Raw genomic sequence first — 15,447 nt, 5'->3', positions numbered from 1 at the left:
GAGAGTGCATATAGTAAAAGCGTTTAATAAATAGATTTCTGTCTTCTCAGAAATAGTTATAGAATATAAGTTCAGTATAACAATGAATAAAGTAAATATTGGTGGAGTACCAGAACACTTTAACCTAGCTTGGTATTTAACATTAAAAAATGGCGAATATAAAGACAAGGGTATAAATCTAAGGTGGAATGATTATTATGGTGGTACAGGTGCCATGACCAAAGCATTACGATCTGGAGAAATAGACATGGCTGTTATATTAACAGAAGGGATTGTAAAGGATATCATTGAAGGTAATCCTTCTAAAATTGTTCAAACCTTTGTAGAAACCCCTTTAGTTTGGGGTATTCATGTTGCAGCAGATTCAAAATTTCAAACTATTGAAGATATAAAAGGAACAAGAGCAGCAATAAGTAGATATGGATCTGGCTCTCATTTAATGGCTTATATTAATGCTAAGAATAATGGTTGGGATTTAGAAAACGACCTTAATTTTGAAGTCATAAAAAACTTAGATGGAGCTATTAAAGGCTTAACTGAAAACGAAGCTGATTATTTTATGTGGGAGAAATTTACCACTAAACCTTTAGTCGATGATGGTACTTTTAGAAGAATAGATAATTGCCCGTCACCATGGCCCTGTTTTGTAATCGCTGTAAGACAAGAATTTATTGATAATAATCCAGAAGATCTAAAAATTATTTTAGATATTATTAACGAAACAACTTCAGAGTTTAAGTCCATTCCTAGTATTGATAAAACAATTGCTGATCGCTACAAACAAGAACTAGAAGATGTACAAAATTGGCTGTCAATTACAGAATGGTCACAAAAAATAATGGATAAAGAGACTTTAAACAATGTACAAAAACAACTATTTGATTTAAATATTATTTCTGAAAAAATAGAATACTCAAAATTAATTCATAAAATTTAGAATTCCATTAAAAATGAATATTTAATTGATTTATCAATAAGTTTCATCATTTACTAAGGCTAAGTAGTTGACCTCTTTTTATTTAGGATTAAATATATTTATGTAGTTGTCTTTTTGAATTCAAAAAAAACAATTACATTTGTAAAACCCTTTAACTAACGCTTAACAAAAACTTAATAAATGATTAACCTATCTTAATCTGGTAAATATGATAATAAATATTGTTTTAATTTTGTGTTCTTTAGTTGTATTGAATTTTTTATTGCTGCTTTTTAGTTGCAACAAAACGTCTAAAAAGACAGTTCAGAAACATGCAAATTTAACAAAAGTGGCAAACGAGCCTAAAATAACTTCCAATCAATTGAGCACACGCCATCTTGCTCCAACAGGGAGTTAGTTTTACTAAAGTGCTTATTCCCGAACCAATATCCCCTATTTGCGCTCAGTGGTGATGGATGTCCACTCTCTAAGATATGATGCTTACTCCTATCAATTAGTTTCATTTTCTTCTTAGCAAACCCACCCCAAAGTAAAAAGACAACATTGTTTTTTTTAGTACTAATTGCTTTAATGACTTCATCAGTAAATTGCTCCCATCCTTGTTTTTGATGGCTGGCAGCTTCATGAGCTCTAACTGTTAATGTTGCATTTAGCAATAATACCCCTTGATCAGCCCAAGGAGTTAAGTTTCCTGTTTTAGGGTAAGGGAGTTCTAAGTCTTGTTCAATTTCTTTAAAAATATTAACTAAAGAAGGCGGGTGTTTTATACCCTCTTTAACAGAAAAACTTAAGCCGTTAGCTTGCCCTACACCATGGTAAGGGTCTTGTCCTATAATCACAACTTTTATATCTTCAAATTGGCAATGGTTAAAAGCATTAAAAATATCGGATTTTTTCGGAAAACAAATTTGATTTTTATATTCTTCATCGACAAATGAGAGTAAGTCTTTAAAATATGGTTTTTTAAATTCTAAATTGAGTTCATTTTTCCAGCTTTCGTTAATATTTACATCCATATTTAAAAACAAATTACATTCTATAAGTTTATATTTGGCGTCAAATTATTTTAAAGATGAAACATCTAAAATTTCCTTCTGCACAAACCATATTATTTATAATTGCCGGTTTGGTAACACTTTTAACATGGGTTATTCCTGCAGGAAAATATGACACTTTAAGCTATAACACCTCCACTGACAAATTTACACGATTAAGTCTAGATGAAGAAATAAGTTTAGCAGCCTCTCAAACCACGCTCGAAGATTTAAATATTAAAATTCCGATACAAAAATTTACTAATGGAGATATTTATAAACCCATCAATATTCCAGGGACTTATAAAAAACTAGAATCTCAGCCACAGAATTTTTATGATTTTGTAAAATCACCTGTAAAAGGGATTATTGAAGCAGCAGATATTATTTTTCTTGTTTTAATTATTGGGGGTTTAATAGGAATACTTAATAAATCAGGTGCTTTTGATGCGGCAATAGGTCAATTAGCCATTTTATTAAAAGGACGAGAACCATTGCTCATTGTTTTAGTGACTACTCTAGTAGCTTTAGGTGGAACCACTTTTGGCTTTGCCGAAGAAACCATTGCTTTCTTCCCTATTTTAATTCCTGTTTTTTTAGCTGCAAAATATGATGCTATTGTTGGTGTTGCTAGCATTTTCTTAGGCTCAGCTATTGGTACCATGTGTTCTACTATTAATCCATTTTCTACTATTATAGCTAGTGATTCGGCAGGTATTAGCTGGACCACAGGTTTATATGGACGTGTTTTTATGCTTCTTTTATGTCTAACCATTACGATACTTTATATAATGCGTTATGCAAAGCGTGTTAAAAATGATCCAACTAAATCCTTGATTTATGATCAAAGAGAAGAAATTGCTAATTTATTTGCCATAAAAGACACCACGAATATTAATTTTAACTGGCGACTAAAACTCGCTTTGTTTGTGTTTACAAGTTGTTTTATTATAATGATTATTGGTGTATCAATGTTAGATTGGTGGTTTGTAGAAATGACCACAGTTTTTTTAATAGGTGCAATTATTATAGGATTTATTATTAAAATTAGCGAGACCGATTTTATAGAGACTTTTGTAAAAGGCGCTAGTGATTTATTAGGTGTGGCGTTAATTATAGGTATTGCTAGAGGTGTTACCGTTTTAATGACAGATGGTTTAATTAGCGATACTTTACTCTATTATGCAAGTGATATTACTACGGGAATGAATAAAGGTGTTTTTGCAAGCGTACTAACTGTAATTTACTCGGGCTTATCATTTTTTATTCCTAGTTCTTCTGGTATGGCTGTTTTAACCATGCCTATTATGGCACCTTTAGCAGATACCGTTGGTATTGGTAGAGAAGTTGTTGTTAATACTTATCAATACGGATTAGGTTTATTTTACCTTATTAATCCAACAGGCTTAATTTTAGCTTCTTTAGCAGTTGCTAAAATTAACTATAGTAAATGGTTAAAATTTATTTTTCCATTATTTATTATGCTTCTGTTAGTTACGCTAATAGTATTGGCAATGTCTTCATATTTATAATACCACTTTAAAATGCTAACTTTGTAAATCTAAAAATTAAAAAAGTACATGATAAATATTCATGAAAAAACCTTAAAAGACCTTGAGTTTTATACGGTTTTACAACAAGTTAGTAAACATGCACTCACTGCTTTGGGTAAAGAAGCAGTTTTAGCAATTCTTCCATTTAATGAAGAGGAAGAGTTAAAACGCGAGCTTATCTACGTTAATGAATATTTATCGTCTTTTGATAATGATAATAGAATACCAAATCATGGATTCGATACCATTGCCAAAGAGTTAAAACTACTTAAAATAGAAAATACATATCTCGAAGTTTCAAGCTTACAGAAATTGGTAAGCATGTCTTTAACAGTAAATGCTATTTTAAAATTTTTAGAAAAATTTAAAGAGTATTATCCAAAGCTTAAAGCGTTTAGTCAACATATAGAAATAACTACATCGCTTATTACACAAGTTGATGCTGTTGTTGATCGGTTTGGTGATATTAAAGATAATGCTTCCCCCCTTTTATCGAACTTACGTAAATCTATAAACCTATTAAAAGGTAAGATTAATGGTAGTTTTTCTTCGGCTTTAAACACATATAACAATCTCGATTATCTCGATGATATTAGAGAATCTGTAGTAGATAATAAGCGTGTACTGGCTGTAAAAGCAATGTATCGTAGAAAGGTTAGAGGTGCCATAATGGGAGGTAGTAAAACAGGCAGTATTGTTTATATAGAACCAGAAACAACACTTCAATATACGAGAGAACTTAACAATTTAGAATACGAAGAAAAAGAAGAAGTTATAAAAATATTAAAAGAGCTAACAGATTATATTAGACTCTTTGCACCGCTGCTTCATAATTATCAAGAGTTTCTAACACAATTAGATATTATTTCTGCAAAGGCAAAATATGCAGAAAGTATGAATGCTATCTTACCAGAATTTTCTGAAGAACGTAGTATGAATTTGCGAGATGCCTATCATCCGCTACTCTATTTAACGAATAAAGAAAATGGTAAAAAAACATTTTCTCAAACGATAGGTTTAGAAAAAGATAGTAGAATTATTGTTATTTCTGGACCAAATGCAGGTGGGAAAAGTATTACATTGAAGACCGTTGGCTTATTACAAGTGATGATTCAAAGTGGAATGTTGATCCCTGTTCATGAAAGAAGCTATGTTTGTTTATTCGATCGAATACTAAGTGATATTGGCGATAATCAATCTATAGAAAACCATTTAAGCACGTATAGTTACAGATTGAAACAGATGAATTACTTCCTTAAGAAGTGTAATAACAAAACACTCTTCTTAATTGATGAATTTGGAACAGGAAGTGACCCTGAATTGGGTGGTGCTTTAGCGGAAACTTTTTTAGAAGTATTTTATGAACGAGAAGCTTACGGAATTATAACTACGCACTATTCAAATTTAAAATTACTAGCTAATGAATTGCCTCATATCAAAAATGCAAATATGCTTTTTAATGAGAAAACATTAGAGCCTATGTACAAATTGGTTGTTGGGCAAGCAGGTAGTTCTTTTACGTTTGAAGTTGCACAAAAAAATGGAATTCCATACAGCTTAATCAATAAATCTAAAAAGAAAATTGAACGTGGTAAAGTTCGTTTTGATGCTACTATTGCCAAGCTACAAAAAGAACGTAGTAAGTTAGAACGTACGGAACGCTCACTTAAAGAAAATGAAAAAAAGAAAATTTCTGAAGCAGATAAACTTGAAGAAATTAATGCTAAAGTTCAAAAGAAATTAGAGAACTTTCAAGAATTGTATGATTCTAACCAACGTCTTATTTATTTAGGCCAAAAAGTAAATGATATTTCTGAACAATACTTTGAAGACAAGAAAAAGAAAGTACTAATGGACGAGTTATTCCGATTAGTGCAAATTGAAAACTCTAAGCGTAAAAAAGTATCTGCAAAACAGAAAAAAACAATCAAAGCAAAAGAGAAACAAGTAAAGCAAGAAGCGGAAAAGAAAGTTGAAGTTATCCGCGAAAAGAAAAAAGAGGCTAAGAAAAAAGCTATTAAAGTAGAAAAACCAAAAGCTATTTTAAGACTTAATGATCGCGTGAGAATGTTAGACGGTAAAGCGGTTGGTACTATTGATAGTATTGAAAAAGGAAAAGCCAATGTTAACTATGGTATGTTTACAACTAACGTTAGTTTAGATCAGTTAGAATTGGTGCAAGCCATGAAAAAATAAAATACGTTTATTACCTTTATATAATGATAGACATTCCAAACAATAAACAATTAATACTTTTTGATGGTGTTTGCAATCTTTGCAATGCTAGTGTATTATATGTTATTAAAAGGGATACAAAGCATAAATTTCTATTTGCACCACTTCAAAGTGCTATAGGAAAACAAATTATTAAAAAATTTAATATCGATACCGAAGAAACAGATTCTATTTTACTTTACAATCCTTTAAAAAAGAAGCTCTCTTATAAATCTACAGCAGCATTGCTAGTTGCCAAGTACCTTGGATTTCCTATAAATTTATTAACAGTATTTTTAGTTCTACCTTCTTTTTTAAGAAATTGGGTTTATAATTATATTGCTAAAAATCGTTATAAATGGTATGGTAAAAAAGAAGCTTGTATGATTCCAACTCCAGAATTAAATTCTAAATTTCTAGATTGAATAAGAACTAAGATAAAAAAGCCCTTTTCCTAACCAATGAAAAGGACTTTTTAAATTAACAACTTACTTAAAACTCAATTAAAAAATATAAACCTTCAATTTGATCATAATAACAAATTGATTTATAATATATTAAATTAAGTGTACAAATATAAAATTAAGACGGTTATTAAATTAAAAACTTCGATATAATAACTTATTTATTTGATTGGTGACTGCGATTTGCAATTAATAACTATCAATGACCTATTTATTCTTTACTCATTGATAAGCTAAGTTCAATAATTTAAAAATAGACTTTACTCAAATAGACTTACAATGATTAAATCGTTACTCTAATTTTAGTTTTCATACAAAAACCAACATTTATGAAAACCACACTCATACCGCTCAAATTTCTTAAAATATTACTAATCCTAATAAGTATCAATTCAACTTATGCTTTTCAATAATCAAGTAAAATAGATGCGGTTACCGTATATTTATATGATGCTGAAATTAATAGAATGGCTTCTATAGAACTAAATTCTGGTAAATCTGAAATTACTTTCAATGATCTATCCCCTTACATTGAATAAAGTAGCATTCAAATTTCAGGATTACAGAAGACATCAATTCTCTCTATTAATTACGGTATTAATTATTTGTCTAAGAAAAAGCAAAGTGATTCTATTTTAACTTTACAAACTAAATAATCTATTACCCGCAGAAGCTAATATTTATTTTGAAGGCAGCTATTCAGGGAAAACTAATATTAATCCAAGTGCAACCACAGATAGTTTAACAGTTTCTCTTGGAGTTGATCCTAACATTATTGTGAAGCGAAAGCAACGAAATGATTTTAAAAAGACAACATTTATAGGAAACAATAAAGTGATTCAGAAAGCTTTTGAAATTGAGGTTAAAAACAATAAACTATCAGATATTCAACTTACTATATTAGACCGTATTCCCATTAGTCAGCATAAAAATATAAAAATTGATGCTATAGAAACTGAGAACTCAACTTACAATGAAGAAAGCGGAATTTTAAAATGGTTTTTCAATTTAAAATCAAGTGAAATAAAAAATGTTAAACATTCGTACACTGTAAAATTTCCGAAAGAAAAACGCGTTAACCTATAACACTACCAAGCCTCAAAAACAAAATGGCATCAATTAAACCCTAACTTCTGTTAGTTAGGAACGAGTTTAATTCTCTATAAGATTTTTGTCTAGTATCTTATGAGTATCAACAAATACGATAGAACCGTTATTTTTATTTTGAGGCTTTTTTTAATTCTTTAATAAGCGTTCTAAAAAGCGATACATATTCTGTTCTGTTATATCAAAATCATCATCAGATAGAAAGAGTACTCTTATATCTTCAAGTAAAATATCAATATCATCTTTGGTATAGTGATGCTGCTCTAAGCTTGTCTTAATTTTCTTGATGCCCTGATAATCGTTATCTCGATTAAATTCATCATGAATATCTTGAAACGTACTCTTATCAACTAAAGAAAGAATCATTTTTTTTTCTTCTATACGCTCTTTAAAGTCTGAATTTGCTGCAAAAAGCAAAATGTAGGCTACGAGTTCATCTCGTGTCCAGTCTATTGTATTCATGTATTCAATTTGTTAAACTTCCGTATTCTGTCCATGAGCCATCATAGACAACTAAATTATTATAATTACAAAGTGTTGCCCCTAAGGCTAAAATGCAAGCTGTAATACCAGAACCACAACTAAACACAATTTTCTCTTTATTTTCAACTAAAGTATTAAATATTGGTAAAAGTTGGTCCTTCGACTTCATTTTATAACCATTAAATAACACGGTATAAGGTAGGTTTTTAGAATTAGGAATCGTTCCCCGGCGTAAACCTTCTTTAGGTTCGTCTACTTTGCACAGAAAACGATCTTCTGAACGTGCATCAACAACTAAGGTATTTGCATCATTACAGAACCTATTAACACCTTTAAAGTTAGTCATTAAGTTTGCATTAAATTCTACTTTAAAATTTCCTTTAGAGTACGTTTCTTTGTTATAATTTTTAACTTCAAAATCTTGTAATTGCCATTCTGGTAAACCTCCATCTAAAACAGCGCAATTTTTAAAACCAAACACTTTAAATAACCACCAAACTCTGGCACTTGAATAAATGCCCTTGTCATCGTAAACAACGATAAATGAATTGCTGTTAACACCTAGTAATTGGGTTTCTGTTTGAAATTGTTCTTTTGAAGGTAGTGTACTTGGAAATGGAGCCGAAACATCACTAAATTTCTTTTTTATATCAAAGAATCTAGCATTTGGTATTCGAGTTGAATTAACATCAATTACTTTATTAATTGTAGCATCGAACAAAACTAAATTAGGGTCGTTAATGTGATCATTAAGCCAATCTACCGAAACCAAATTAGAATTCATATAAGTTGTTTTCAATAGATTATTTATTAAGTCTATTAAGTAAAATTATTTGTGCTAAATTAACTTTCATTTATACGATTTATTAGAATGTTATAAATTTAAAAATTATTTTTAATTTAATACAATGTAAACTAAGAATCTAAGTCAAAAGTTTCTGAAGGGTTCTCGTGTTCATTATAATCTAACATGTTTTCGCCATCTGCAATGATAGAACAAACAGCTGCATCACCGGTAACATTTACAACCGTTCTAAACATATCTAAAATTCTATCTACTGGGAAAATTATAGCAATCCAAGCGGGATTAAGTCCTACAGAACTCAATACAATAATTAACATCACTAAACCAGCACTTGGCACTGCAGCAGAGCCCACAGATGCTAAAGTTGCTGTTAACACTACTGTTATCTGTTGTCCTATTGTTAAATCTATCATGTGCATTTGTGCTAAAAAGATAACGGCTACGGCTTGATACAGGCTTGTACCATCCATATTTACCGTTGCACCTATGGGAAGCACAAAACTGCTTATTTTTTTGTTTACACCTAAGTTTTCTTCAACACATTCCATAGTTACAGGAAGTGTAGCCGCACTACTCGATGTAGAAAATGCCAAGGTTTGTGCAGGACTCATCGCTTTAAAAAAACCTTTATATGGAATTTTCTTCACGAAGAACTTTAAAATCATTGGATAAATTACAAAGATCATTAAAAGTAGGCCGATTAAAACCGTCATGGAATACCAGCTTAATCCTTTAAAGATTTCAACCACTTTACCAATATCATCTCCTGCCATTTTACTAACCACACCTGCCAATAGTGCAAACACAAAAAATGGTGCGCCTTGCATAACAATATCTACCATTTTAAGAAAAACTTCATTCACCCCATTTACAAAATTCATCACAGGAAGTGATTTTTCTGATGGTACAAATAATAAACAAACCCCAAAGAATATGGCAAAAAAGATAATTTGAAGCATTCTACCGTTATTAGATAACGATTGAAAAAAGTTACTAGGCACAATATCAACTAACGGTTGCAATGGTGTAGAATTTTCACCTGTTTTGACAGACTTCATTTTATCGGCAACAGCAGCATCTTTTAATTGACTTTTAGATAATTCTGAAATTTCTTGAGCGCGTTCAAAATATTCAGGCTTTTGCAAATAGTTAATACCATCCTTAATTACATGACCTTCATTGGCCGCCCAAATTTCATAACTAATACGGTTATCTATTCTACTTTGTTCATCTAACATTTCACCTGGTTTAACTAAATTAACTAGTAATAGTCCTAACGAAATTGCCATAATAGTTGTTACCAGATAAATCCCTAGTGTTTTTCCGCCCATGCGACCTAAACTTTTAGGATCACCAATATTTGCAACACCTCCTATTATTGAAAATAAGACTAGCGGAACTGCTATTAATTTTAATAGGTTTATAAAAATAGTACCGAAAGGGTCAATCCAATCAATGGTAAATTGACTCCAACCCATTGCGCTTGAAAGTAAAGCCCAAATGATTCCGAAAACCATTCCTATTATAATCTTCCAGTGTAATGCTAGTTTTTTCATACGCTATATTCCTCTTAAAACAGGAATTTTATCATTATTTATTAGGGTTTAATGCTATATCTTCAACTTCGATAAACTGACAATAACACACTATTATTAAGTTTTAATCTACCAATCTCTAGACTCTTGTCTACGTAGAAGCATATTGTCTGCAATGACTAAAGCAGCCATGGCCTCAACTATAGGTACCGCTCTTGGTACAACACAAGGATCGTGTCTGCCTTTACCTTGCATTTCTACAATTTCTCCCGCACTATTTAAAGCATCTTGTTTCTGAATTACTGTTGCAACGGGTTTAAACGCTACTCGAAAGTAAATATCCATACCATTACTAATACCTCCTTGTATACCACCAGATAGATTAGTTATTGTACTACCATCTTTGTTAAATAAGTCATTATGTTCACTTCCTGTCATTTTTGCACCACAGAAACCACTACCGTACTCAAAGCCTTTGACAGCATTAATGGATAACATAGCTTTTCCTAATTCGGCATGTAATTTATCAAAAACAGGTTCACCTAATCCGACAGGTACATTTTGAATAACACATGTAATAGTACCTCCTATTGTGTCTCCTAATTTTTTAATTTCTTCAACTTTAGCTATCATTTTTTCTGCACTAACTTCATCAGGGCAACGAATAACGTTAGATTCTGTTTTACTAAAATCTAAAGCTTGATAGGGTTTATCAATAAAAATCTCACCTACAGAAGAGGTAAATGCATTTATTTTAATAGACGCCATAAATTGTTTAGCAATAGCACCGGCAACAACTCTAGACGCTGTTTCTCGAGCAGAACTACGCCCTCCACCTCTATAATCTCTTACTCCATATTTTTTTTCGTAAGTGTAATCGGCATGGCTAGGACGGTAAACATCTTTAATATGTGAGTAGTCTTTAGATTTTTGATTGGTATTATGAATTACAAAACCAATAGGTGTCCCGGTAGTAACACCCTCAAAAATACCAGAATAAAACTCTACAGTATCGGGTTCTTTACGTTGTGTAACTATTTTAGATTGACCAGGTTTACGACGATTTAACTCATTCTGAATTTCTTCAAAATCAAGTTTAATTCCTGATGGACATCCATCTATAACACCACCTATTGCTGCTCCATGAGACTCGCCAAATGTAGTGAGTTTGAATAACTTTCCGAATGAATTTCCTGCCATTACAATATAATTTTATGCTAATGTAAATCTTCTAGCACAGAAACGAAAATGGAATAGTGGTTTTTACAGTGTTATTTCAATGTTAACTTGTTTTTTAACGTGCTTCTTTTTCGTAACAAAATGATAACAGTTAGCTGATGGTTAATTAATTTTCTTTTGACCATAAGTTAATAGAAAACCTTGTTCTTTGTAACAGACTCAAAAACAATGTTGTGAATTTAAAACGAAAAGTTGAAATAGCCGTTATATCAGATGTACACTTGGGTACCTTTGGTTGCCAAGCTAAACAACTTTTAACTTATTTAAATAGTATTGAACCTAAGAAGCTCATTTTAAATGGTGACATCATTGATATATGGCAATTTAAAAAACGCTACTTCCCAAAATCACACTTAAGTGTTATTAAAAAAATTATGGATTTTGCCGCTCAAGGTGTAGAAGTGGTTTACATCACAGGAAACCATGATGAAATGCTTCGGAAATTTACGGATACTGAAATTGGTAATATATCTATCGTTAATAAGTTAGTATTAGAATTAGACGGTAAAAAAGCGTGGTTTTTTCATGGTGATGTATTTGATATCTCTATTCAAAATGCAAAATGGTTAGCAAAACTTGGAGGATGGGGTTACGATCTTTTAATATTAATTAATGGTTGTGTCAATTGGTGCTTAGAAAAACTTGGAAGAGAGCGCTATTCCCTATCCAAAAAAATAAAAAATAGCGTAAAAGGCGCTATAAAATATGTTAACGATTTTGAGCAAGTTGCCACAGATTTAGCGATTGAAAATGGCTATGATTATGTAATTTGTGGACACATCCATCAACCAAAAATGCTTGTTAAAGAGAATAAGTTAGGGAAAACAACGTATCTAAACTCTGGCGATTGGGTAGAGAATTTCACAGCACTAGAATACCAATTTAAACGTTGGAAAGTCTATAACTATAATAATGACAAGCTCTCCCCTTTTTTTGCTGATGAAGACATTAAAGAAATGAATACGCAAGATCTCATTGCGGCTATTACTATTGTACAGCAGCCAAAAAGAAAGAAAAAATCAAAGTAATGCTTCTTTCAAAATTGTAATTGGATGTTTTGCGATTCTGCCTGTTCCGTCTTTAATTTGATGTCTACAACTTGTTCCATTTGCTGCAATCTGAGTATCACCTGAAGCTTTTCTAACCGCAGGGAATAATGTTTGCTCGCCTATTTGCATACTAACATCGTAGTGCTCTTTTTCGTACCCAAAACTTCCTGCCATACCACAACAACCACTAGGAATAATTGTTACTTTGTAATTTGCAGGTAGATTTAAAATATCAAAACTAGATTTCTGATTGGCTAATGCTTTTTGATGACAGTGACCATGAAATTTAATGGTCTTAGCTTCTTTAGTAAATTGATCTGAAGTAATATGTCCTAACTCAATTTCTTGCTGAATAAATTCTTCAATAATAAAAGTATGCCTTGCGATAGATTTTGCCGTTTCTTTATCATCTGCCAACTTTAAATATTCATCTTTAAAAGTTAAAATTGCAGAAGGTTCAATTCCTATTAAAGGGGTGTTTTCTGATATTAAATCTTTAAAGTGTGAAATGTTTTTATTTGCCATTTTTTTAGCATCTTTCACTAAACCTTTAGATAGCATTGCACGCCCCGATTCTGAATGCGAAATAAGGTTGACTTTATAATTTAATGCCGTTAAAAGCGTAATGGTATCCACACCTATTTCGGTGTCTAAATGATTGGTAAATTCATCATTAAACAAATATATTTCTTTAATAAAACTAAACTTAACTATTTCATTTTTAAAATTTTGATATTCTTTATGTAAACTCTTACTTGATATCAAAGGTAAGCTTCGTTTTTTAGCAATTCCACCAACCGATTTTATAATAGAACTTGTAAAACTATTGGTAAACATAAAATTAGTGATCCCAGGAACAAGACTTGCAAAACCGTTAATCTTATTGTTAAAGGCAAACAGTTTTGTACGCATTGGCACACCATTTACTTTCTGATATTGGTATTGAAACTCAGCTTTTAAACTCGCAATATCAACACTACTTGGACATTCACTTTTACAAGCTTTACAACTTAAACATAAATCGAAAACTTCTTTTAGCTCTTCATGATCAAAGCGATTGGCTTTTTCTGAATTGGTTAAGAATTCTCTCAATGTATTGGCACGACCTCTGGTAGTATCTTTTTCGTTTCTTGTGGCTCTATAACTCGGACACATTACGCCTCCAAATTCGGGTAATTTTCTACAATCTCCAGAGCCATTACATTTTTCTGCAGCACGTAAAATTCCTTGAGATTCAGAAAAATCGAGTAAAGTTTCAATTTCAGGTTCTTTTCGTCCTACTTCATAACGTAAACTTTTATCCATAGGATAAGCGTCTACAATTTTCCCTGGATTAAAAATATTATGAGCGTCAAAAGCTAATTTAATTCGTTTTACAATGGCATAATTTGCATCTCCAATCATCATTGGTATAAACTCTGCTCTCACTATACCATCGCCATGCTCACCAGACATGGATCCTTTATATTTCTTTACTAATTTAGCAACATCAGTTGTTATTTTTCGAAATAAAACAACATCTTCTTCCTGTTTTAAATCTAGTATAGGTCGTAAATGCAACTCTCCTGCTCCTGCATGTGCATAATACACCGCGTTTTGGTGATAGGATTTCATTAATGCTGTAAACTCAGAAATATAAGCATCTAAATCTTCAACAGCCACGGCCGTATCCTCAATACAAGCTACCGCTTTTTTATCGCCTATAATATTTCCTAACAATCCTAAACCAGCTTTTCGTAATTCTACAGCTTTATCAATATCTTCCCCTTTTAAAATTGGCGCCGCATAAGATAATTGAAGTGTGTTTACTGCAATTAAAAATTGTTCAATATCCTTATGTAATTGAGCTTCTGTATCTGCTTTTAATTCACACATTAAAATAGCAGCAGGTTCACCTTCTACAAATTTTCGGTTTTCTTGCTGTGTTTTATTGTGTTTTGTAAGATTTAAAATGGTATGATCCATCATCTCACACGTATGCAAATTATATTGCATTACAGTTGCTACAGACTTTAAACAGTTAGCTATACTTTCAAAATGTAAAGCTATTATAGCACTTTCTGTTGGTGGCAACACATCTAATTGTAATGTGATTTCTGTTGTAAAAGCTAATGTTCCTTCACTACCAGACAATAATTGACACATATTAAAATCTACGTCTGAATTGGATAAAGCTGACGATTTTATCAATTCATCAATAGCATAACCTGTATTTCTTCGGTGTATTTCTGGCTTAGGGAAATTATCTTGAATTTGCTTCTGAACGGTTTCCGAATTCAATTCACTATAAATCTCATTATAAATAGCGCCTTCAAGATTATCTAATTTTAATTTCTCTTGAAACGCTTCTTTAGATAAATTTGAAAATTCAGCATCACTTCCATCACTTAAAATAGTTTTTAGATTGATAACTTTTTCACGAGTTACACCGTATTGAATGGATGTAGTACCGGAAGAGTTGTTACCAACCATTCCACCAATCATACATCGGTTAGACGTGGATGTATTTGGCCCAAAAAATAATCCAAAGGGTTTTAAATAATTATTAAGTTCATCTCTAACTACGCCCGGCTGTACCGTAATCGTCCGTGTTTTTTCGTTAATATCTAAAATCCGCGTGTAATACTTAGAAACATCTACTACAATTCCATCTCCTACGCATTGACCAGCTAAGGATGTTCCTGCCGTTCTAGGGATTAAAGATGTTTTATTGTCATTGGCAAAAGCAATCAATAATTTAATATCATTATTGTCTTTTGGTAAAGCCACTGCTAAAGGGAGTTTTCTATATACAGAAGCATCCGTTGCATATAACTTTCGCATTAAATCATCAGTATGTAAATCTCCTTTTAATTTTGATTTTAAAGTTTGAAGTTCTATGCGCATTTCATTTTTCATAAGGGTTAATAATCGATGGATACGAGTTATAAATTTGTCTTAAAAAAATGGTCAATCAGTCAATTTTACTCTAATTTTGACGTTATGAAGATTAGTATTAAACAAGATGCTAAAATTATGAATTTAAAC

13 protein-coding genes are annotated in these 15,447 nt (G+C 31.4%); 7 read left to right on the top strand and 6 right to left on the bottom strand.

Annotation, left to right across the window (positions count from 1 at the left end; genetic code table 11):
• Window positions 1-82 precede the first annotated feature (82 nt).
• On the top strand, window positions 83-937 hold the full coding sequence (locus tag HM985_RS07410) for a substrate-binding domain-containing protein (RefSeq protein ID WP_179375652.1): 855 nt from the start codon (window positions 83-85) through the stop codon (window positions 935-937).
• A gap of 341 nt (window positions 938-1,278) precedes the next feature.
• On the opposite strand, the gene HM985_RS07405 is transcribed toward HM985_RS07410, so the two are convergent.
• Entirely contained in the window at window positions 1,279-1,953 is a 675-nt protein-coding gene (locus HM985_RS07405) for a uracil-DNA glycosylase (RefSeq protein WP_179375651.1), read from the bottom strand.
• A gap of 56 nt (window positions 1,954-2,009) precedes the next feature.
• On the opposite strand from HM985_RS07405, the gene HM985_RS07400 reads away from it, so the two are divergent.
• The 5 genes from HM985_RS07400 to HM985_RS07385 all read left to right on the top strand — a co-directional run bounded on the left by HM985_RS07400 (window position 2,010) and on the right by HM985_RS07385 (window position 7,288).
• Complete coding sequence (locus tag HM985_RS07400; protein ID WP_179375650.1) at window positions 2,010-3,503, top strand: YfcC family protein; 1,494 nt, start codon at window positions 2,010-2,012, stop codon at window positions 3,501-3,503.
• A gap of 48 nt (window positions 3,504-3,551) precedes the next feature.
• On the top strand, window positions 3,552-5,720 hold the full coding sequence (locus HM985_RS07395) for an endonuclease MutS2 (RefSeq protein ID WP_179375649.1): 2,169 nt from the start codon (window positions 3,552-3,554) through the stop codon (window positions 5,718-5,720).
• Between the two features lie 23 nt (window positions 5,721-5,743).
• On the top strand, window positions 5,744-6,163 hold the full coding sequence (locus tag HM985_RS07390) for a thiol-disulfide oxidoreductase DCC family protein (protein WP_179375648.1): 420 nt from the start codon (window positions 5,744-5,746) through the stop codon (window positions 6,161-6,163).
• Between the two features lie 461 nt (window positions 6,164-6,624).
• Complete coding sequence (locus HM985_RS17435; protein ID WP_394351835.1) at window positions 6,625-6,741, top strand: DUF4140 domain-containing protein; 117 nt, start codon at window positions 6,625-6,627, stop codon at window positions 6,739-6,741.
• 139 nt (window positions 6,742-6,880) lie between these two features.
• Entirely contained in the window at window positions 6,881-7,288 is a 408-nt protein-coding gene (locus HM985_RS07385) for a DUF4139 domain-containing protein (protein ID WP_179375965.1), read from the top strand.
• A 150-nt stretch (window positions 7,289-7,438) separates the two neighbouring features.
• Here the strand turns inward: HM985_RS07385 and HM985_RS07380 are convergent, their stop codons facing one another.
• The 4 genes from HM985_RS07380 to aroC all read right to left on the bottom strand — a co-directional run bounded on the left by HM985_RS07380 (window position 7,439) and on the right by aroC (window position 11,332).
• Window positions 7,439-7,771 carry a hypothetical protein gene (locus HM985_RS07380; protein ID WP_179375647.1) on the bottom strand — a complete coding sequence of 111 codons (333 nt, stop codon included), beginning with the start codon at window positions 7,769-7,771 and terminating at the stop codon, window positions 7,439-7,441.
• A gap of 4 nt (window positions 7,772-7,775) precedes the next feature.
• Window positions 7,776-8,576, bottom strand: a complete 801-nt coding sequence (locus HM985_RS07375) for a sulfurtransferase (RefSeq protein ID WP_179375646.1) — start codon at window positions 8,574-8,576, stop codon at window positions 7,776-7,778.
• 131 nt (window positions 8,577-8,707) lie between these two features.
• Window positions 8,708-10,153 (bottom strand): dicarboxylate/amino acid:cation symporter, encoded by a 1,446-nt coding sequence (locus HM985_RS07370; RefSeq protein WP_179375645.1) that lies wholly within the window; start codon window positions 10,151-10,153, stop codon window positions 8,708-8,710.
• A gap of 108 nt (window positions 10,154-10,261) precedes the next feature.
• Window positions 10,262-11,332, bottom strand: a complete 1,071-nt coding sequence (gene aroC, locus HM985_RS07365) for a chorismate synthase (RefSeq protein WP_179375644.1) — start codon at window positions 11,330-11,332, stop codon at window positions 10,262-10,264.
• A 212-nt stretch (window positions 11,333-11,544) separates the two neighbouring features.
• Between aroC and HM985_RS07360 the strand changes: the two genes are divergently transcribed.
• Window positions 11,545-12,399, top strand: a complete 855-nt coding sequence (locus tag HM985_RS07360; RefSeq protein WP_179375643.1) for a UDP-2,3-diacylglucosamine diphosphatase — start codon at window positions 11,545-11,547, stop codon at window positions 12,397-12,399.
• Here HM985_RS07360 and HM985_RS07355 read toward each other — a convergent pair.
• The gene (locus tag HM985_RS07355) at window positions 12,391-15,318 is read right to left on the bottom strand and encodes an FAD-binding and (Fe-S)-binding domain-containing protein (protein ID WP_394351824.1); all 2,928 of its coding nucleotides are present in this window, start codon (window positions 15,316-15,318) and stop codon (window positions 12,391-12,393) included. The two genes, HM985_RS07360 and HM985_RS07355, sit on opposite strands and share 9 nt — an antisense overlap.
• Window positions 15,319-15,447: the final 129 nt, after the last annotated feature.

This window comes from Winogradskyella wichelsiae, from assembly GCF_013403925.1.
Classification (GTDB): domain Bacteria; phylum Bacteroidota; class Bacteroidia; order Flavobacteriales; family Flavobacteriaceae; genus Winogradskyella; species Winogradskyella wichelsiae.
This window is presented reverse-complemented; position numbering and strand designations above follow the sequence as displayed.